This window comes from Clostridium hydrogenum (assembly GCF_021432385.1).
GTDB lineage: Bacteria > Bacillota > Clostridia > Clostridiales > Clostridiaceae > Clostridium_S > Clostridium_S hydrogenum.
The window spans coordinates 1,811,139-1,829,741 of sequence record NZ_JAEACT010000002.1; the positions used below are offsets into that span (position 1 = coordinate 1,811,139).

28 protein-coding genes are annotated in these 18,603 nt (G+C 30.6%); 27 read left to right on the forward strand and 1 reads right to left on the reverse strand.

Annotation, left to right across the window (positions count from 1 at the left end):
- The first annotated feature begins 3 nt into the window (after window positions 1–3).
- The 13 genes from CUEA01_RS08175 (at window position 4) to CUEA01_RS08235 (ending at window position 5,954) form a co-directional block, all read left to right on the forward strand.
- Window positions 4–426: a hypothetical protein gene (locus CUEA01_RS08175; protein WP_234121158.1), complete on the forward strand. Its 423-nt coding sequence runs from the start codon at window positions 4–6 to the stop codon at window positions 424–426.
- 130 nt (window positions 427–556) lie between these two features.
- A complete protein-coding gene (locus CUEA01_RS08180) occupies window positions 557–1,771 on the forward strand; it encodes a DNA cytosine methyltransferase (RefSeq protein ID WP_234121159.1) in 1,215 nt (404 codons plus the stop codon).
- Between the two features lie 103 nt (window positions 1,772–1,874).
- Window positions 1,875–2,045, forward strand: a complete 171-nt coding sequence (locus CUEA01_RS08185) for a hypothetical protein (protein ID WP_234121160.1) — start codon at window positions 1,875–1,877, stop codon at window positions 2,043–2,045.
- Window positions 2,046–2,050: 5 nt separating this feature from the next.
- Entirely contained in the window at window positions 2,051–2,461 is a 411-nt protein-coding gene (locus CUEA01_RS08190; protein WP_234121161.1) for a DUF1064 domain-containing protein, read from the forward strand.
- The gene (locus CUEA01_RS08195) at window positions 2,461–2,871 is read left to right on the forward strand and encodes a hypothetical protein (RefSeq protein ID WP_234121162.1); all 411 of its coding nucleotides are present in this window, start codon (window positions 2,461–2,463) and stop codon (window positions 2,869–2,871) included. Before CUEA01_RS08190 ends, CUEA01_RS08195 begins: the two co-directional genes overlap by 1 nt.
- A 56-nt stretch (window positions 2,872–2,927) precedes the next feature.
- The gene (locus CUEA01_RS08200; protein ID WP_234121163.1) at window positions 2,928–3,209 is read left to right on the forward strand and encodes a hypothetical protein; all 282 of its coding nucleotides are present in this window, start codon (window positions 2,928–2,930) and stop codon (window positions 3,207–3,209) included.
- Entirely contained in the window at window positions 3,202–3,639 is a 438-nt protein-coding gene (locus CUEA01_RS08205) for a YopX family protein (protein ID WP_234121164.1), read from the forward strand. The genes CUEA01_RS08200 and CUEA01_RS08205 overlap by 8 nt, the downstream gene beginning before the upstream one ends.
- The gene (locus CUEA01_RS08210; RefSeq protein ID WP_234121165.1) at window positions 3,640–3,945 is read left to right on the forward strand and encodes a hypothetical protein; all 306 of its coding nucleotides are present in this window, start codon (window positions 3,640–3,642) and stop codon (window positions 3,943–3,945) included.
- A gap of 12 nt (window positions 3,946–3,957) precedes the next feature.
- Entirely contained in the window at window positions 3,958–4,968 is a 1,011-nt protein-coding gene (locus tag CUEA01_RS08215) for a hypothetical protein (protein ID WP_234121166.1), read from the forward strand.
- Window positions 4,969–5,070: 102 nt separating this feature from the next.
- On the forward strand, window positions 5,071–5,319 hold the full coding sequence (locus tag CUEA01_RS08220) for a hypothetical protein (protein WP_234121167.1): 249 nt from the start codon (window positions 5,071–5,073) through the stop codon (window positions 5,317–5,319).
- Complete coding sequence (locus CUEA01_RS08225; protein ID WP_234121168.1) at window positions 5,294–5,455, forward strand: hypothetical protein; 162 nt, start codon at window positions 5,294–5,296, stop codon at window positions 5,453–5,455. The genes CUEA01_RS08220 and CUEA01_RS08225 overlap by 26 nt, the downstream gene beginning before the upstream one ends.
- 2 nt (window positions 5,456–5,457) lie before the next feature.
- Window positions 5,458–5,658, forward strand: coding sequence for a hypothetical protein (locus CUEA01_RS08230; protein ID WP_234121169.1), 201 nt, complete (start codon window positions 5,458–5,460; stop codon window positions 5,656–5,658).
- Between the two features lie 50 nt (window positions 5,659–5,708).
- Window positions 5,709–5,954 (forward strand): hypothetical protein, encoded by a 246-nt coding sequence (locus CUEA01_RS08235; RefSeq protein ID WP_234121170.1) that lies wholly within the window; start codon window positions 5,709–5,711, stop codon window positions 5,952–5,954.
- Window positions 5,955–6,082: 128 nt separating this feature from the next.
- On the opposite strand, the gene CUEA01_RS08240 is transcribed toward CUEA01_RS08235, so the two are convergent.
- The gene (locus tag CUEA01_RS08240) at window positions 6,083–6,448 is read right to left on the reverse strand and encodes an Abi-alpha family protein (protein WP_234121171.1); all 366 of its coding nucleotides are present in this window, start codon (window positions 6,446–6,448) and stop codon (window positions 6,083–6,085) included.
- Between the two features lie 45 nt (window positions 6,449–6,493).
- Between CUEA01_RS08240 and CUEA01_RS08245 the strand changes: the two genes are divergently transcribed.
- From CUEA01_RS08245 to CUEA01_RS08310, 14 genes are all read left to right on the forward strand, one after another.
- Window positions 6,494–6,637 (forward strand): hypothetical protein, encoded by a 144-nt coding sequence (locus CUEA01_RS08245; RefSeq protein WP_234121172.1) that lies wholly within the window; start codon window positions 6,494–6,496, stop codon window positions 6,635–6,637.
- Between the two features lie 46 nt (window positions 6,638–6,683).
- The gene (locus CUEA01_RS08250; protein ID WP_234121173.1) at window positions 6,684–6,842 is read left to right on the forward strand and encodes a hypothetical protein; all 159 of its coding nucleotides are present in this window, start codon (window positions 6,684–6,686) and stop codon (window positions 6,840–6,842) included.
- A gap of 258 nt (window positions 6,843–7,100) precedes the next feature.
- Window positions 7,101–7,253 carry a hypothetical protein gene (locus CUEA01_RS08255; RefSeq protein ID WP_234121174.1) on the forward strand — a complete coding sequence of 51 codons (153 nt, stop codon included), beginning with the start codon at window positions 7,101–7,103 and terminating at the stop codon, window positions 7,251–7,253.
- Between the two features lie 199 nt (window positions 7,254–7,452).
- Window positions 7,453–8,454, forward strand: a complete 1,002-nt coding sequence (locus tag CUEA01_RS08260) for a hypothetical protein (protein WP_234121175.1) — start codon at window positions 7,453–7,455, stop codon at window positions 8,452–8,454.
- A gap of 77 nt (window positions 8,455–8,531) precedes the next feature.
- Window positions 8,532–9,062: a hypothetical protein gene (locus CUEA01_RS08265; RefSeq protein ID WP_234121176.1), complete on the forward strand. Its 531-nt coding sequence runs from the start codon at window positions 8,532–8,534 to the stop codon at window positions 9,060–9,062.
- 101 nt (window positions 9,063–9,163) lie between these two features.
- Complete coding sequence (locus tag CUEA01_RS08270; RefSeq protein WP_234121177.1) at window positions 9,164–10,843, forward strand: hypothetical protein; 1,680 nt, start codon at window positions 9,164–9,166, stop codon at window positions 10,841–10,843.
- A gap of 257 nt (window positions 10,844–11,100) precedes the next feature.
- Window positions 11,101–11,796 carry a hypothetical protein gene (locus CUEA01_RS08275; protein WP_234121178.1) on the forward strand — a complete coding sequence of 232 codons (696 nt, stop codon included), beginning with the start codon at window positions 11,101–11,103 and terminating at the stop codon, window positions 11,794–11,796.
- A 227-nt stretch (window positions 11,797–12,023) separates the two neighbouring features.
- Complete coding sequence (locus tag CUEA01_RS08280) at window positions 12,024–12,560, forward strand: DUF2321 domain-containing protein (RefSeq protein ID WP_234121179.1); 537 nt, start codon at window positions 12,024–12,026, stop codon at window positions 12,558–12,560.
- Window positions 12,561–12,605: 45 nt separating this feature from the next.
- Window positions 12,606–12,758, forward strand: a complete 153-nt coding sequence (locus tag CUEA01_RS08285) for a hypothetical protein (RefSeq protein WP_234121180.1) — start codon at window positions 12,606–12,608, stop codon at window positions 12,756–12,758.
- Between the two features lie 354 nt (window positions 12,759–13,112).
- A complete protein-coding gene (locus tag CUEA01_RS08290) occupies window positions 13,113–13,385 on the forward strand; it encodes a hypothetical protein (RefSeq protein WP_234121181.1) in 273 nt (90 codons plus the stop codon).
- 73 nt (window positions 13,386–13,458) lie between these two features.
- The gene (locus CUEA01_RS24695; protein ID WP_234121182.1) at window positions 13,459–14,325 is read left to right on the forward strand and encodes a terminase small subunit; all 867 of its coding nucleotides are present in this window, start codon (window positions 13,459–13,461) and stop codon (window positions 14,323–14,325) included.
- Between the two features lie 162 nt (window positions 14,326–14,487).
- Window positions 14,488–15,786 (forward strand): PBSX family phage terminase large subunit, encoded by a 1,299-nt coding sequence (locus CUEA01_RS08300; protein WP_234122147.1) that lies wholly within the window; start codon window positions 14,488–14,490, stop codon window positions 15,784–15,786.
- Window positions 15,787–15,797: 11 nt separating this feature from the next.
- The gene (locus CUEA01_RS08305; protein WP_234121183.1) at window positions 15,798–17,210 is read left to right on the forward strand and encodes a phage portal protein; all 1,413 of its coding nucleotides are present in this window, start codon (window positions 15,798–15,800) and stop codon (window positions 17,208–17,210) included.
- Complete coding sequence (locus tag CUEA01_RS08310; protein ID WP_234121184.1) at window positions 17,152–18,597, forward strand: GH25 family lysozyme; 1,446 nt, start codon at window positions 17,152–17,154, stop codon at window positions 18,595–18,597. The genes CUEA01_RS08305 and CUEA01_RS08310 overlap by 59 nt, the downstream gene beginning before the upstream one ends.
- Window positions 18,598–18,603: the final 6 nt, after the last annotated feature.

Here is an 18,603-nt window from a genome sequence, read left to right on the forward strand (position 1 = left end):
AATATGATAAGCGAAGAAAATTTAAATAAAATGTTCAATGGTGCTGACAATATTCCAAAAGAAAAGGCAATTAAAAAAGCAGTTGAGAATTATAAAATATCTGAGAAAACTGCAACTTCTTATTACTATACATGGAAAGGCAAATATATGAAAGACAATAACAAATTAAATGCTCCTAATGTGGTTCAAAGTAATAATCATACAGAGCCAAAAGAATCTCCAAAGGAACCTAAAGCAACTTTAAAGCTAGACATAGTTGGAGTAAATCTTAAAGGCGAAAATGGTACGTATAAGCTTTGTAAGAATGGTTTGGAGCTTGTAAATGAAGGGCAAATACTTGCATTTGAAAATAAGCAGCAATGGGAAGATTTTAAAAATGAAATTGATAGAGCGTTTGAGTATGGGAAGAGTGGCAAGGTATTTTAAAGTTAGAAGGTGATTACGTGATAAAGTTTTGGGTGAATAAGATAGTTCAATTATGTAAGCAGGGTTATGGATTTGAGGACGCTTGCAGGATAGTTGAGAATTGGAGAAATGAAGATGCAATATAAATAAAATGTCAAGTAAAGAAGGTGGATTTTTGAGTAAAACATTTTTAGATTTTTTCGCTGGAATAGGAGGATTTAGGCGAGGAATGGAAATGGCAGGGCATAAGTGTCTAGGGCATTGTGAATTAGATAAATACGCAAATAAAAGTTATAAAGCTATACATGAACCAAAGGAGGATGAATGGTTTGGAGAAGATATTAGAAGAGTACGAGCAGATGAATTGCCTAAATCAGATGTGTGGTGTTTCGGATTCCCTTGTCAAGATATCAGTGTCGCAGGAAAGCAGCTTGGATTCAATGGAAACCGTTCGAGCTTGTTTTTCACAGTTACAAGACTTATTAGAGACACGGAAGAAGAAAATAGACCCTCAACCTTATTCATTGAGAACGTTAAAAACCTACTTAGTGTTAATGGGGGGGTTGACTTCCTTAAACTTCTCATTGAGTTGGATGAAATCGGGTACGATGCGGAATGGCAAGTTCTCAATTCTAAATATTATGGAGTGCCTCAAAACAGGGAAAGAGTGTTCATTATCGGACATCTTAGAGGAAGAAGTAGACGAGAAGTATTTCCTGTCGGAAAAAATGCAGAAGCGCCTGATATTGAAATAGTGGGGGCAACGGATATTAAAGCTCTAACAATAAATAAAAACAAAAGAGCGATTGTGTTAGGAACTAATGGAGTGTGTAGTTGCTTATCAGCTACAGATTATAAAACGCCAAAGCAAATAATTATTAATGATAATAAGTTGAATCAGATAGGATATATAGATAAAAACTGTCAAGGGAACAGAGTATATGATACTAAAGGTATATCAGTAAGTTTAGTTGGCAATGCCGGAGGTTTGGGGGCTAAAACAGGACTTTATAGAGTTGGAATTAGACAAAAAAAGGTATTAGTAAGAGAAAACACTAAAAAAGGTTATGTGGAAGCTTACGAAGGTGATGGAATTAGATTAGATCATATTGGAGGTACAACTGGTAGAGATAGAGTACAGCCACAAATTAGTAATACATTAACAACTGGAAGTCATGCCGGAGTAATAGAAAAAGGATTTAGAATAAGGAAATTGACTCCAAAAGAATGCTTTAGATTACAAGGTTGGAATGATGAAGATTTTGAAAGGGCAGCAAGTGTATGTTCTGATAGTCAACTCTATAAACAAGCAGGCAACGGTGTTACTGTTAACGTAATTTATGAGATAGCAAAGCAATTAGATTAATATTTAAATTCAAATATAATGTGAATAGAAAACTATTGTGACATTTGGTTATAGGTATATTTTATTATTATCAAATGACACTCAATTGAAAGAAGGCGGGTATGTGGAGAATTTAACACCTAAGCAGCAAGGTGCAATGACATATAAAGTTATCCAGGAGAGAAAAAAGAAAGCTGCTAGGAGTAAGCAAATAGCAGATATACAAGCAAGACAAATATTAGTGGAGAGAAGCTTAAACGCGAAAGCTAGTTTCCACAGGCAGAGAAAGAAGTGAAGTAAATGAGTAAATATAAATCAGAGAAATGTGTTATAGATGGAATTACTTTTGATAGCAAAGATGAAGCTAGATTTTACGAGTATCTTAAAACACTTAAGGCAAAAGGTAAGATTAAAAATTTTGAGTTGCAACCGCAATTTACGTTAATACCTAAATTTAAATATAAAGGTAAGGCAGAAAGAGCAGCAACATATACACTAGACTTTCTTATATACAGCCTTGATGATACAGAAACTTATATTGATGTTAAGGGATTTAGTACACAACAAGGAGAGTTTAAATTTAAACTTTTAAAAAGTCAGCATCCAGATATGGACTTTAGATGGATAGCAAGGTCCTTGAAATTCGGTGATGAATATGGATGGATTGATTTTAAAGAGTTGCAGAAAAAGAGAAGGGAGAATAAAAAGTAATGAGGCAAATTAGTGAAAGAGAAGATTTATCAAGAGCAGTTTTAAACGTGGATTTAAATAGCCCAATATTTAAACCTATGTTGGAAGAGCTAAATGTAGCAATGATTGAAGTACTAAAGAAAGCATATAATGGGGAATTTGAGAGCGGTGATATATCCCTAAAAATAACATTAGCTGTTCCTACGGTAACTAAAAAGTTTCCAGTGGAAGGTAGTGAACTTGGAGAACATCCAGTTGTAAAGACTTATGAATATAAAGCATTAAATTTTAAGCATAATATCACTAAAACATTAAAGAAAGTAGATAAGGTAGATGGTGAATACTTTGGGGAAAAGGAACTAAAAAAAGATGATACTGGTGATTTTGTAGAAGTTCCAATAGAGAATCCGCAAATAAGTATATTTGATTAATTAAGTTTGTAAGTCCCTAGTGTATAAGCTAGGGACTACCTAAGGAAGTAAAAGCAATGTGTGATTGCATAAAACGGATAGAAAAAGAAATAAGAGAAAAGTTCCATGAACTCTGTCATGAGTGCGGAGATGTAAAAACTATTGAAGCACATTTTGAAAATCTGTATTTTGATACAGAAGATAACTGGAAAACAAAGTTTAGTTTACCTATAAAGGTTGAGTACCAAAGAAAAACCAAGAAGGGTGCAATTCAGACAAGGCATAAAACTTTGGATATGCAAGCTAAATATTGCCCATTCTGTGGGAAACCTTATAAGGAGGAAAATGGCAATGAGTAGAAATATTAAATTTAGAGCATGGGATAAGAAAAATAAAACAATGGCATATAGTGATGATGGCAACCAAGAATACGGATGGTTTACAGATAATGATGGGTGCATGATTTGTGTAAGAATTGAAGAAAAAAGAGATATAAAACTTAACAATATAATGCAGTATATAGGTTTTAAAGACAAAAAGGGTAAAGAAATATATGAGGGAGATATTATTAGACTTACAGAAAGAAATTATACAGATTGCAGCATGGAGAAATTAGAAAGCACAAGAACATCCATTTTACTTGTAGCACATGATTATGGAGCTTTTGGACTAAGAGAAAATACAAAAAGTAAAGGCTTAAGACCTTTTATATGGTTAATAGGTACTGACTATGATATTGAAGTTATCGGAAATATACATGAAAATCCAAAATTATTGGAGCGTGATTAGATGGATTATACACAAGAATATACCGAGGAAGTCAAGTTATTCAATAACATAGTTGCTAGATATTCAAACTTACAAGAGAACAGTATCGGTGGAGCATATGAGCTTATGAGAGATAGTTTACAAGCTTATAACAGGTGGTCAAAGATAAAACATGATGTTAAACAAGTTTCAAAGCGTGGAGAAAACTCTGCAACAAAGGAAAGACTTAAAGAAATATGTGAATTTTTAAAAGAAGTTCATGTTGATGCTAGAGTTATTTACAGTAATTCCAGGGATGATCTTAGAGGGAATAAGGAAAGTTTTTAAGGTGGTGGGAATATGCCAGGTACTCAGTTAAGTTTGTTTGATATGAATTTTACAGTTTCTAAGGAAAAAGTTACAGAAAACAAGGCTTTGGATACAAAAGTACTTAGTTTGGACACAGAAAAGCTTACTTTGGATACAAAAATAGATCAATCGTACACAAATATTCTCAAAGAAAAATCTGAACCTAAAATTGAGAAAGCTACAAGAGCAGTAGAACTAACAACCCAACAACAAAAATTCTTAGATGAAAATAAAATCATGGAAAATGAGAATCTATCCAGGTTAATTTTAAAGTATTCCGGAGGACTGGAAGTTGAATTAAAACGTATGAATAAAGTTGAAACTTTTTATATTAATACAGTGGGTGGAAAAGAATTTACATGGGACAAGAAAACTCAGGTGCTTCCATGGGATAAGATATCGTATTATAAAAACGACTTTGAAATAAATACTATACAGAAGCAGAAATTACGGGAAGTTAAAGAAGAATATAAAGGAAAAATTAAACAGATCATACACAGGCATGGTGATGAAAATATATTGGTTGAAGTTGAAGGAAAGCTGCTTGATATTATTTCTAATGGGTGGGTGCTAGAATTTACGGAAACTACCCATGTAGATTGTGCAAAGGATGAAGTTTTAGAAGACTTTCAAGAAAAACAGGATGTTGGAAAGATGGTTAAGGTTGGAGATTTAGTACAAGCAACCATTGGGAAAAGCTTAGTAGAAGGAACTATAGTAAGTGAATATGGTCTTGGTAGTGAAAGCCTAAATATAAGTTTTAAAAGAAACGGAACTATTTTCAGTACTGCAATACCAAGGGCACATGTAAGAGCTGTTTTAGGTAAAGCAAAATGTATCTTCTGGAAGTATGATGATGAACTCGGGATAGCTTACTTTTGTCCAAAGTGTGAAAAGTTTTTATGCAGTAATGAGACAAAATGCGAATGCGGTCAAGAAATTGATTGGAGAAATAAAGTTCACAGTGAAGAAAAAATAAAGTGGAGTTATATGCCAACGTAGGAATGATTTTAAGGACAACTTAGTTGCGAATGTGTAATTATATTAAAAATAAATAAAAAGTTAAATATGAGCCAATTTTGGCAAATGTGGAGGTGCAGAAATATGAGCATAAACGAAAATGATGTTGATGTTAAAAAAATAACTATAATTTATTCAGATGGAACTTCAAAGACAATAAATAAAGGTGCAGTTATTGAACAAAATGAAACTGATGGTGAAATAAAATTGAATATGGAGTTCTGTAAATTTAGTGGAAATGATCTAATAAATATGATATATGGAATTTTAGAATTTGCTTCTAATACTGGTATGTTGGATGGTAAAGATGAAAGTAATGATAATGAGCTATAGCAAAAGTAGCTGGTATGGAAATATAGATTATATAGGCAAGCAATATACAGTTACAAGAGAAGGCAAATATGGTTATGAGGTTAAGATTGGTAAAGAAACAAGAAATATAAGTAAAAGTGATGCAGTGGTGATTTGAAAATGAAATGTTTTAAAATAGATAGAATTGATAAAGTAACATATGCTGAAGATTATTCTATGGTAGTTATAGCAGAAGATAAAATTCATGCAGAAAGGTGTGCAAGATTAGAAAGCCGTGATTTTAAAAAAGCAAAATTGAAAGTAACAGAGATAAATATGGATATAGAACAAGTTGCATTAGTTGCTAATACAGGAGCGTAGTTTGATCAACATTTTGAATAAAATGCGAATTAGATTAAGGAGGATTATCAATGAATGAATATTTAACTTGTACAGATATTGTATTTGTAAAAGATATTCCGTATAAACCATTTTGGTTTGATAGACATATGTATTTTACAAATATTTATACAGGATTACTTTTTAAGCAAGTACCTATATATCTTGGAGACAGTGAGATTGCGGATATATCTCAATTAAAAAATTATTTTCAAGAAAATAATATTGAAATTTTTAATGCTGAATTAGCATTATCACGACAATTTAAAAGAAAATAGTTCGCAATTCAAGAAAAGTACGAACTAAATGAAGTATCAAATATTTTTATAATAAGTGATACTTCATCAAATAAAAAAGGCTTATCCAAAGTAAATAAAGAATTATGAGATGCTATTTTTAATAAAAATTATTTAAGCTTTGATAAATAGTTTTTGCCTGATTTAGTCGCACAAACTTGGCCGCGTTTTCTGAAATATTCTTTGAATTTAGGATGTGCAGTTTCGTATTTAATAAAATCAGAATATACACTCATTTCATTATACCAAGTGTCATAAGTTATTTCGATTAAATTTATTTTTTGTAATTTTAGTAATGATTCGCACTGAGAGTTGATATCTTGAAATTCACTATTAGCTAAAAACACATTGTTTTTTTTCACTGTAGCACCATTAGGATTTTCTTTTAAATATTGAACTATGGGTAAAGGTTGATTTGAACAAATCAAGGTTAAATTTAAAATATCAGTTTTATCAAGAATAGCATTATTTTTCATTGCAAAAACTCCTTTTTTATTTTTATTGTATCACTTATTTACAAAATGAAGTATAAAAATAAGTTGTATATGGATAATGGCAAAGATATGTTTCGACTGGATGTAGCAAATATAAAAGCATCAAAGAATTTTAAAATAGTATGGCTTAAGAGTATAGATAACTGGAAATGCATCAGTATACTCAATTAAATCCAATTATCTATATATAACAATAAAAGAATATAAGGAATCGAATATGAAAGTAAAAGTATTAGAGCTAACTGATGGTATTCCATTAGTCTTGAATGAAATATACAAGGTCAATTTTGAAACAAAAACACACTATATAATCTTTAGCAATGGTGTATGGTGTGGAATCTTCAAAAGCAATGCTAAAGTGCAGGAAGGTGAATAATATGGGAAAAGTAGAAATAGAATGAGCGAATTACATTTCTGTGATGTGTGAGGTGGACCATATGCAGAAGACCACCACACAATTTTTAAATCAGAGTGTAAGCCGCTAGATAAATGTCCTTTTAATCATGTTTATCTCTGTAATGTGCATCATAGAGACCATAAATATGGAGTGCATTTCAATAAGAAGTTAAACAAGCACTATAAATCACAAGTTAAGGCAAAACTAGAAGAATTGTTTACGGAAGAGTATTACTCTATGGAGAAGATAAAAAGCAAGCTTCATATAAGCAGCAATGCAACTAGGAGTTTATGCAAGTTAATGTTACCTAAGAATGGAGAATACAGCAGAGAGGACATTATAAGGACATGTGTTGGTGGTAATTATAGATGGGAAGATATAGGCAAGTAATTAGTGAAGTAATATTTTATGTGGAAATGGGTGTAATGTTCTGCTCTTATATAATAATCAAATAATAAATTTGTACTTTGAAAATTGAATAATACGGTGTGATAATGTATATGAAGTAAAACTTGTGTTACAATTACAATAAAAAGAAATAATATAAATATTTCACAAGGAATGAGAAGAATTAAGGGAGGGACAGGCCTTGGAAAATTATGTGTGTTTTTACACAGTAACACCCTTTTGGGCTGGAGAAGCACCCAATATAAATAATTTAGTATCTAAAGTAAATACTTTTTCTGATTCATTATTTACAAATGCGTTATCAAAAATAGAATTCGAATATGAAAATGATGAAATTTATTTTGCAGTTTGTAAAGATGGTTTAATAATGACTAAAATCAAGAAATTGGATTATCAAAAAGAAAAAATCATAAAACGGGATGTAAAGAACGGTAATATCCGATTTATAGAGGAATATTTAAAGTATCTAAATTCTATCCAATTAATTCTTAGTTCAGCATTATTAAAAAAAGAAGCACATGGTTTTTTACAAAATTTTATTATTCGTACAGGAGAAGCTTTTGGTTTGAGTATTGGTGATGGAGGGACAGCAAGTGGTGTGCCTAGGGGAGCAACTTCATATTATTTTCATGGAAGGTACCTATGCTATTACCGATGTGATTTGCCAATAAATGTTGATGATAGAATTTTTATGAGAAAACCTATTCAAGAAGAAGTATTTAAGACTTGTTTTGAAGATATTAATATAGTTATAAAAGACATCAAAGCAATTCAAATACTTAGTCAATTAAATAGTGCTCTTGGGGAATATAAGAGCTTAAATTTTAGGCAATCACTTGTTCAATCTTGGTGTATTGTTGAATGGTATATTAATAAGATGTTTAATGCCTATTTGGTAAGGAGAAATATAAAGAATCAGGACAGCATTAGAGACGAAATTGATACTGCATTCAAAAAAATAAATTTTCTTAAGGATAAACAAATTATACTAGATAAAGAATCAAGCAAAATGCATACAATTAGAATAAAGAGAAATGGAGATTTACATGACTTTTTTTCAAGTGATAAAAAAGTTACTTATAATGATTGTACTGATGCATTTGATCTCATTACAGATTTAGTGAAAAAAGAATATGGATTGGATTTGCAAATTAATTATGGATTAGCATTTACGACATTATAGAAATGAAATTATAAAACACCGTATTATTCAAAAATGAATTTTGCGGTGTTTTTATTTTTAAAAGGAGAAGTGATGGCATGATAGATAAAGAAACATTTAGAGCTACAGAGAAGAAAATATATAACTATTTTAAAAAAGATAAAGTAATAAATAGTCTTAAGCATAAAGTTGAAATATTAAATAAGCAAGTGGATCAGATAGAAAAGAAACTAAGAAGTACTGATATAAGTATTCCGGAAGAATCTAAAGCTATGAGCTATGAGGAAAGAGTTCAGACAAGCTCAACTGGTGAAAGCTATGCTGAAAGAACTGCAGTAAGAATAGCTGATAAACTTATAAAAGAGCAATCAAGGAAAATGGAAGAGATAGCTGATATTGAGGAGGAAATACGGAATATTGAAGCTGACAATGTGATTATTGGTGATAACATAGGCGGTTTGCGTAGAAGAGATTCAGAATTTCTTGAAACTAAGTATAACAAGGAGTTACCTGAGTGGAGAGTTGGGGTTGAACTTCATATGTCACAATCACAGGTTAATAGGAAGAAGCAAAGATTGATTGAGAATGTGGCTAGGTGGGATGCTTGGCAGCAGATAAAAAAGAAATAAGTGAAAAGCATTGGTTAATTCCAGTGCTTTTCACTTATTTGAATATGGTAGGAGGAATTTAGAACTATATGTAGAAATATAAACCAAAAGGGGGGATTTTAGTGCTTGAAAATTCATATTATATAATATTTGCAGTTACAACTACTTTTGCAATTCTAGTTACAGCGACTTGGTTTATTTTAAACGAAGGTAAGAATATGTTAATGCACGTATATAGATATAAAGCATATATAAACATATCAAAAGAAAATTGTGCTGGATATTTGATTCTTTCTATAATGATTGGAGCTATAAGCATTATAGTAGGGTTATTACTTTATTTTAGTTTGTTTTTGAATATTAAATCAACAAATCAATCAGTCACAAGCGTTCCAATGGAATATTATAGTTATCAACTTATATATGTATATCCAATAGTCTTAATTATTTTTATTATTATCGAAAGTGTGAGATTTAAGAAAAAAATTATAAAGATATGTGAAGGTAAATATCACAAAAAACACTACGGCATTTATATAATTATATTATTTGTATGTTCAGCTATATTTTTACCGGTATCTTACATTTCAACAATGTATAGTCAAATATACATAGAACGTGATAGCTTACAAAACAGGGTTTATTCTATAATAATAAATAATACTAACTTATTAGATATATCAAGTATAAAAAACAAATCAGAATCAAATAATCTTTTAATTAAAGTTAATAATGATAAATTAGGTTATGTTAAAATTGGTGAATTATATAAACAAAAGAATGTGAAAAAACTAGAAATAAAAACTAATGATAATAAATATGGCGAAATAAATCTTGACTATAAAAAAGGAATAAAGAACGGAGACACAATATCTATTTGGCAGGGAAATAAAGAGATTGGTAGCAATAAAATAGAAACGTTTTATTATAAATATTTATTTGATATTGTTCCTGTATTGATTTGTCTTGTAATTATTGACTATATACTTATGCTACAGGCATATAGCATATTAAATATTTATAATGAAATTCAAAAACTTAAATATGTAAAAATATTATATAAAAATAATCAAATAAAAACAGGGAAAATAATTTTTGATACTGGAAACTTTACTTTGATAGTAGATAAAGAAAATAACTATGAGTATATAAGTACAAATGAAATTTCAAAAATTATTCCAGAAGAAACAGACATTATAAAACAGCAAAAAGAAAGAGAGGGTATTATGAGCAAATCATATAAAAAAGTAATTAAATATAAGTTTTATATTATAGGTTTATTGATAATACTAATAGCAATTCCTTTTTTTGTGAATTTATTATTAAAGCAATCAAATGATAGCTCATGGATTTCGTTTTGGGGAAGTTATCTTGGAGGACTAATTGGAGGGATAGGAACTTTAATAGCAGTACTTTTAACAACTAAAGTAACTAGAAAAGTACAGGAAGAAGATAGAAATACACAAATTGCAAACTATAAGAAGAAGTTTACTGATGAAATAGCCTCACTTGTTGCAAAATATATTACAGATATAGATGCATATTTTTATTCCCAAATATTACGCGATATAAATGAAGTTCCAAGGTCTAATAGAAAAGTATCAGTAGAAATTTATTATTTATTACATATAAAATTAGATGAAATTAATATAGCAAAAGCATTGCTGATACAATTAGATAAAGTTCATAACAAATATTGTTTCTATGAGAACGGAAACAATGAAAAAATACTTAGTCAACAAACGGAATTATTGAAAAAATTAACTATTGAATTTATAAAAAACTATAGAAAAGAATCTTAAATAACTTTTTTATATTTAAAACAAGTTAGTCGATTTAGAGCTAATTGAAAGGAACTCTTACAAGGGTTCTTTTTTATTTTGAAGTAGGGTGAAAATAAATGAAAACTTTTTTATTAGAAAATATGATTACAGATTTCCTATAATAAAAGAAAATGCCTGTGAGTTTTTACAAACAACAGGATACAAAATATATGCGCAGTAGTATAATAAATATATTGTGATTTTTTAGAATAATTTGTAAGGGGAGATATACTATAATGAAAAATAAATCAATTGATACATTAAGCAATATAGCAGATAATATGGCAGAGAGATATGTAAATGATCCATATATACGTTTTTTAGCACAGGCTATACCGGGGTTGGGTTCAGCAGTTGATAGTGCTTTAGTAGCTCAAATTAACAAAATGAGAGAAAAACGTATATATGTTTTTTTTGATGAATTATCTAAAAGGAAAATAAGTCTTTCTGAAGAAGATAAGAAAAAAGATGGATTTTTACATTCTTATTTTTGCACTGTAAAATATGTTTTAAATACAAGAAGGGAAGAAAAGATTAAATTATTTGCAAAACTTTTTAATAACTATGTTGAGAAAAAACACTTTGATGTTAATAAGAGTGATGAATATGAAGAAATGTTAAATATATTAGATGATATGAGCTATAAGGAATTTCAGGTATTAATAATTTTATCTGATTTTGAAAAAGAGAATCCAAAAGATAATACTAAGAGTGATTTAGAAATGGCAGATAAATTTTGGGATAATTTTATCGATAAAGTATACAGAGAATTAGAAATACCAAAGAAAGAAATTCCAGGCGTACTTACAAGATTGAACAGAACAGGTCTATATAGAACTATTACTGGGGCGTATTTGGACTATTCTGGAGACAAAGGAAATTTAACCCCTAATTTTTATAAGTTTATTGATTCAATAGGAACCAATAAATAAAAAGATGCAGGACATGAAATTTTTTTATGTGCTAAAAAGCGCATAAAATATGCATTAAATCTAAATTATTTTTAATCTTATAAAGGTTTATAATGAGAGCATAGAAATTTATTTAAAGTCCTCTTAAAGGGCACTGGTTAATTCTGGTCATTGTTTCATTTATGTGTAAATTGTTATTGTGATATTTTACAAGATATTGTAGAATGTTGGAATAAGGGGGGATACTAATGATAGATAATTTTGATAGTGATATTGATAGCTATGTTGACAATGCATTAATCTGTGAAAATGGGCATTTGATAAATGATAGCATGAAAACATTTCCGGCAGACAATAGTGATTACTGCGAAGAATGTGGAGCTAAAGCTATTAGCAAATGCCCAAATTGCAATAATTTAATTGAAAGTATAACGTATACGAAAGCAGAGCACATTAAATGTTTCAGCAGAGATATAGATTACATGACTATTCCAGCATATTGCAAATATTGTGGAAATCCATATCCTTGGACAAAAGCCAAAATTGAGGCTTTAGAAGAAACTGTTGATTTAATTGACGAATTAAATGAAGATGAAAAACAACAATTAAAAAAAGCTGCAAAAGATATATCAACAAATAATCCTAAAACTCAAGTTGGTGTTTTAAAAATTAAAAAGTATTTAGGAAATGTTGGTGAAACCATGAGAGCTACAGTTCAAAAAATATTTATAGATATAGCATCAGAAACGGCAGTGAAATTAATGAAACAACAAGGGATGATATAAAAAGGACTCCTAAGTGGGTTCTTTATTCTATATCATAAAATAAAGATGGAAGGTGAAATTGCAATGTTGCATGAAATAGTACATGGTGTATTTGATTTCTGTGGATGGGAGCAGAATGAGGAAAGCGTAACAAGGTTATCAAATGTTCTATATCAAGTACTGAAAGATAATAATATTGCTTTTATACAAGGTGACTGACATAGATTTATTTAATGAAAAGAATTATTTTTCTTTACGTACTCCTTTAAATGGAGCATCACTTGATGTTTTACCATTTGTAAATCTTTCAGTACCTGTATCTCTTTCAATTCAAGTGTCAGTTTTAGGATCGTGATTTTGTGAATGTACTTTAACGGGACCAATACGATAACCTTTACCAGTATTTGTAGCCATTTTTATCAATCCTCCATAATAATCAACCACCTTTAATAACAATATTCAGCATAAAATGTTAAATTCATCTAAATGAAGCAGGAAAATACGTTTTTTTGTAGAATTATTATATAATGAATGATAAATTCGTACAAATTATTTAAAGGGGGAAGAAGATAAATGGTTAGCGTTAAAAATATTGAAAAAAGGATTTATGACATTGAGTCATTTGAAGTAAATATTATAAACCCAGATGGGACAAATTGCAGAAGTGATAAATCGCTTCCAAAGCAGTACGAGGCTACCAGAATGTCAAAAAACTCGTTTACGGTTGGTGAATGGAAATTAAAATTTAAGAAACAATATCCAGGATATACCGTGGAAGTTTTGGACGGAAGTGGAAATCCTGTTGATGGTCATACGTGTCTTTCAACGGTAAGAGATACATATTAATAATTAATCAAAAAAGAGCTTTAACTGGCTCTTTTTTATAAAGCAAATAACCAACTAGGGTAGGTGAGGTGATGTGCCAAGGCAAAGAAGTCCGAGTCGCGATAAGGCATTTGAAATATACAAGAATCATAAAGGAAACATTGATTTAGTCAAGATTGCAGAAACTTTAAATCTTTCACCAGGAACAATACGGGGATGGAAGAATAAAGACCAATGGGATAATAAATTAAATGGAACGCTCCAAAAAAAGTGCAATAAAAATACGGAACGTTCCAAACATAAAAAAGTAAATAAGAAGCCTAAAAAAGAGCCAATGCAGCAGGAAGTTGAAGAAGTTTTAAATAATGACCAACTTACTGATAAGCAAAGGCTTTTTTGCGTTATATATAGTAAATGTATGAATGCTACTAAAGCATATAAAAAGGTGTATAAATGCACTTACGAAACAGCAATGGTCAATGGTAGTCAACTACTAAGAAATGCTAAGGTTAAAGCACAAATAGATAGACTAATATCAATGGAATTTAACAAAGAACTTATAAAAAAAAGCTTGATTCAAAAGTACTTAGATATAGCTTTTGCAGATATGAATGAGTTCATGGAGTTTGGTACAAAAGAAATTCCAATACTAGATGAAGCAGGAGAACAAAAGACTGATAAGGAAGGTAATCCGCAAACTTTTACTATGGACTATGCACATTTTAAAGATAGTTCCAATGTAGATGGTACTTTAATATCTGAAATATCAAAAGGTAAGGATGGAGCAAAAATAAAATTACTTGATAAAATGAAAGCTATGCAATGGTTAAGTGATCATATAGATTTGTTAACAGAAGAACAAAGACTGAAATGCGAAAAGCTTAAATCAGAGATAGACAAGTCTAAGAATAATGATAGCAATGAGCCTATTGAGATAGTAATAAAGCGCAAAAATGAATAATTGTATAAGATATCTATGTATAATAAATGTATAAATCGATTGAAACGGTATGTTTATTCATAAAAGTAACGCAATTTGACAAGATAATCGCTTTTTTACGTATAAAAATAGCATTTAATTTCGTGAAATAAAGTTTTTGAGAAGTAAGGGAGGAGTGAGGAAATAGTGATTGAAAAAGAAGTTAATCCTCACTTTGAAGATTTCTTATTTGACTGGGAATACAAATTCTATCTTTTAGTTGGAGGCTATGGATCATCAAAAAGCTATAATGCCGCTTTAAAAATAATTCTTAAGTTGCTGCAGGAGAAGAGAACAGCGCTGGTAGTTAGAGAAGTGTTTGACACTATAAGAGACAGCTGCTATTCATTACTAGAGGAAATAGTTACAGACATGGGATTAGAAGATAAAATAAAATGCACAACTTCACCAATGCAAGTTAAATTTCCCAATGGCAGTAAAATAATATTCAAAGGAATGGATAAGCCAGTAAAGTTAAAATCCATAAACAATGTTTCTATTATATGGATAGAAGAGTGCTCAGAAGTAAAATATGAAGGATTTAAAGAACTTCTAGGACGTTTAAGGCATCCAAACCTATCATTACACATGATATTAACAAGTAATCCCGTAAGCAAAAGCAACTGGACATATAAGCATTTCTTTAAGGATGACAAGAAGAAAATATTTATACTTGATGATGAAGAACTCTATAAAAAAAGAATAATAATAAAAGGTAATACGTATTATCATCACTCAACTGCTGATGATAATTTATTTTTGCCTAAAAGTTACACAGAGCAGCTTGATGAGTTAAAGACCTATGATATTGATCTATACAGAATAGCGCGTAAAGGACACTATGGAATAAATGGAACAAGAGTATTACCACAATTTGAAGTTAAACCACATTACGAAGTATTGGAAAATATAAAATCTATAAGAAAACCAATGCATAGAGTAGGCATGGATTTTGGATTCGAAACATCATATAATGCTGTGGTTCGATTAGAAATAGACCATGAGAATAAAATACTTTATATATACTGGGAATATTATAAAAACCATATGACAGATGATAAAACTTCAATAGAACTTCAAGAATTCAAAAATACTAGAGAGCTAATAAAGGCAGATGCAGCTGAACCTAAAACAATTACCTTTTATAAGCAACAGGGTTTTAACATGAAGCCAGCTAAGAAATTTCAAGGCTCAAGACTCCAATATACCAAAAAGGTAAAGAGATTTAAAAAAATTATATGCTCAGATGCATGTCCTAACACTATAAGCGAATTAAAAGATTTAACCTATGCAGTAGATAAAGATGGAGAAATAATTGAGGATGAATTCAACATAGATCCACATACATTTAGTGCTATTTGGTATGCACTTGATGAATATGAGGTTTCTAATTTAAAAGGTAATGCATTAAGAACTATAAATAAAGATTTACTTGGATTGTAGGAGGTGAGAAAGTGGATATAGTAAGATTTGATATACAGACATATGATGCAGATACAATAAGAGCATTAATTAATTATCATAAAGAGCATTTACTACCAAGATATCAAAAATTGCAGAGCTATTATGACTATAAGCATGATATATTGGATAGAACAAGTGGGGATCCAAGCAAGCCTAACAATAAACTTGTGAATGATTATCCTGGTTATATAGTTAATTTGGCAACAGGTTATTTTATAGGAAATCCAGTAACGTATAGTTCTGATTCTGATACAAACGAAGAGTATTTGCAAAAGCTTAAGGATATATACGACTACAATGATGAGGCAGACGAAAACATTGAGTTAGCAAAGACTTGTAGTATAAAAGGTGAAGCATTTGAATTAATCTATATAGATGATGATGGTAACACAAGATTTAAATTTGTACCCAATGAGCAACTTCTATTAGTTTATGATAATAATATAGATCCAACTCCATTATGCGCGGTTAGATATTATTCAGTTTCAGAACCCACAGCATATGGTCAAGATGAAGTACTTCCAATAGTTAAAGTTGAAGTGTATACAAAAGATTCTATAAACTACTATGATGATTACTTAGGCGAATTAACGCTTACCGACACAAAGGAAAATCTATTTGGTGAAGTGCCAGTAATACATTTTAAAAATAACCATGAGTTGACAGGAGACTATGAGGGCGTGATAACTCTCATTGATGCCTATGATGGTATGCAGAGCGATACCATGAATGATTTTGATTACTTCACTGATGCATATTTATTGTTAAAGGGTATGAGCGGTACTGATTCCGAAGATACTAAGGAAATGAAAAAGAATAGGGTAATACTTGTAGATGAAAATGGTGATGCTAGTTGGCTAGTTAAAGATATAAATGATACTGCTACAGAGAATTTTAAGAAAAGGTTAAAAGATGATATTCATAAGTTCTCTAAAACTCCTGACTTGGAGGATGAAAAGTTTAGTGGAAATCTTAGCGGTATCGCTGTTAAATTTAAATTGTTTTGCTTAGAGCAGTTAGCAGTGGTTAAGGAAAGAAAGTTTAAAAAGGCTCTTCAACGAAGGAATGAATTAATAACCAATATGTTAAATTTAAAAGGCAGCAAATATGATTACACTGCAATAGACACAACATTTACAAGAAATATACCGGCAAATTTAGTTGATATAGCAACAGTTGTGAATCAGTTAAGGGGAATGGTAAGTAATGAGACATTATTAGCTCAATTGCCTTTTGTAACAGATGTTCAGGAAGAAATGGAGAAGGTAAAAAAAGAGAATGAAGAAAGTCCAAGCTTAAACTTAGATAACATACCGCCAAGAAGTAATGCTGGAGGTGATAACAATGCCGAACAGTCAGTATTGGATGAACAGAATCCAGCAGATAGCTCACAGTATATATAATGACCAGGAAAGAAAGAATGTTCAGTTGGTTCAGCAGTATAAAAAGCTATACAACGATATTCAAGGTCAACTTGATGCATTGTATAGGAAGTACTCAGACGGCGATACCTTGAGCACAACCGAAATGTATAGATTTAATAGGCTCAATAATCTCCAGAGCAATATAAAGAAAAATATTAAATCTCTTGGATATGACGAGGAACTTTTTTTAAGCAAAAGCCTATATAAGAATTTTCAGGATGTAGTTCAACAAACTACCCAGTATATTAATAAAACAGCAGGCATAAAGATTGATTGGAGTTATTTAGATGATAAATTTATAGATAGTGCTATAAAACAAAATTGGCAAGGTGGTAATTTTAGTACAAGGACATGGGCAAATAAAGATAAGCTATTAAAAAGCCTAAACAGTGTAATTGTTAATGGGATAGCTTCAGGACAGCCAATAAATAATATGGCAGCTGCATTAAAGAATGCAATGGGTGTTGGCGCATATGATGCCTTAAGACTAGCACGAACTGAAACAATGAACATTCTTAATAATGGACAGCTTACCAGCTTTAAAAATGCTGGATATGGCTTTGTAATCTCTAAAATAACAGAAGGTAGCACTTTTGTTGACAAATATGGAAAGCAGAATGTAGCAAGTACAAAAAGTAATGGACTTATTGCAGGTGCTTACCATTTTGCAAGATTTAAGGACAAGGCTGGAGCAATTGAAGAAGCTAACTTTTTTAAACAAAATTGTCCAGCAAATGTAGACTTTGTAGTGCTGGATTTTGAACAACAGTGCAGCGGAGATATGACGGATGCATGTTTAGCATTTTTAGATACTATATCTTCAATAGCACCAGCGATAATCTATTGCAATCCAAACTATATTAACAGCTATTTAAATTCTGCTATAACTAAGTACCATTTATGGATAGCTAACTATGGGGTATCGAGTCCCAAAGTACCTATATGGGGAACTTATGCGATATGGCAGTATTCTGAAAGTGGCAGAGTTAATGGTATTAGTGAGAATGCAGATTTAAATGTTACTGGCCCGGCATTTAATTCAATAATAAATAGAAATAATTCAAACAATTTTACGCCTAACGGTAGTATCAAGCAACTGCAATCACTTATCGGCGCTAACGCAGATGGAATACCAGGACCACAAACTCTTAGTAAGTGCCCAACTATTAGAACAGGTTCAACCGGGAATGTTGTTAAGTGGCTTCAATACGTACTTAACAGCCTATGTCATTCAGGATTAAGCATGGATGGAATATTTGGACAAGGCACAAAACAAGCGGTTATTAATTATCAAGGATATTACAAGTTGTCAATGGACGGCATAGTAGGTCAAGATACCTGGAAGAAAATATTAAAGCTAAGCTAAATTAGA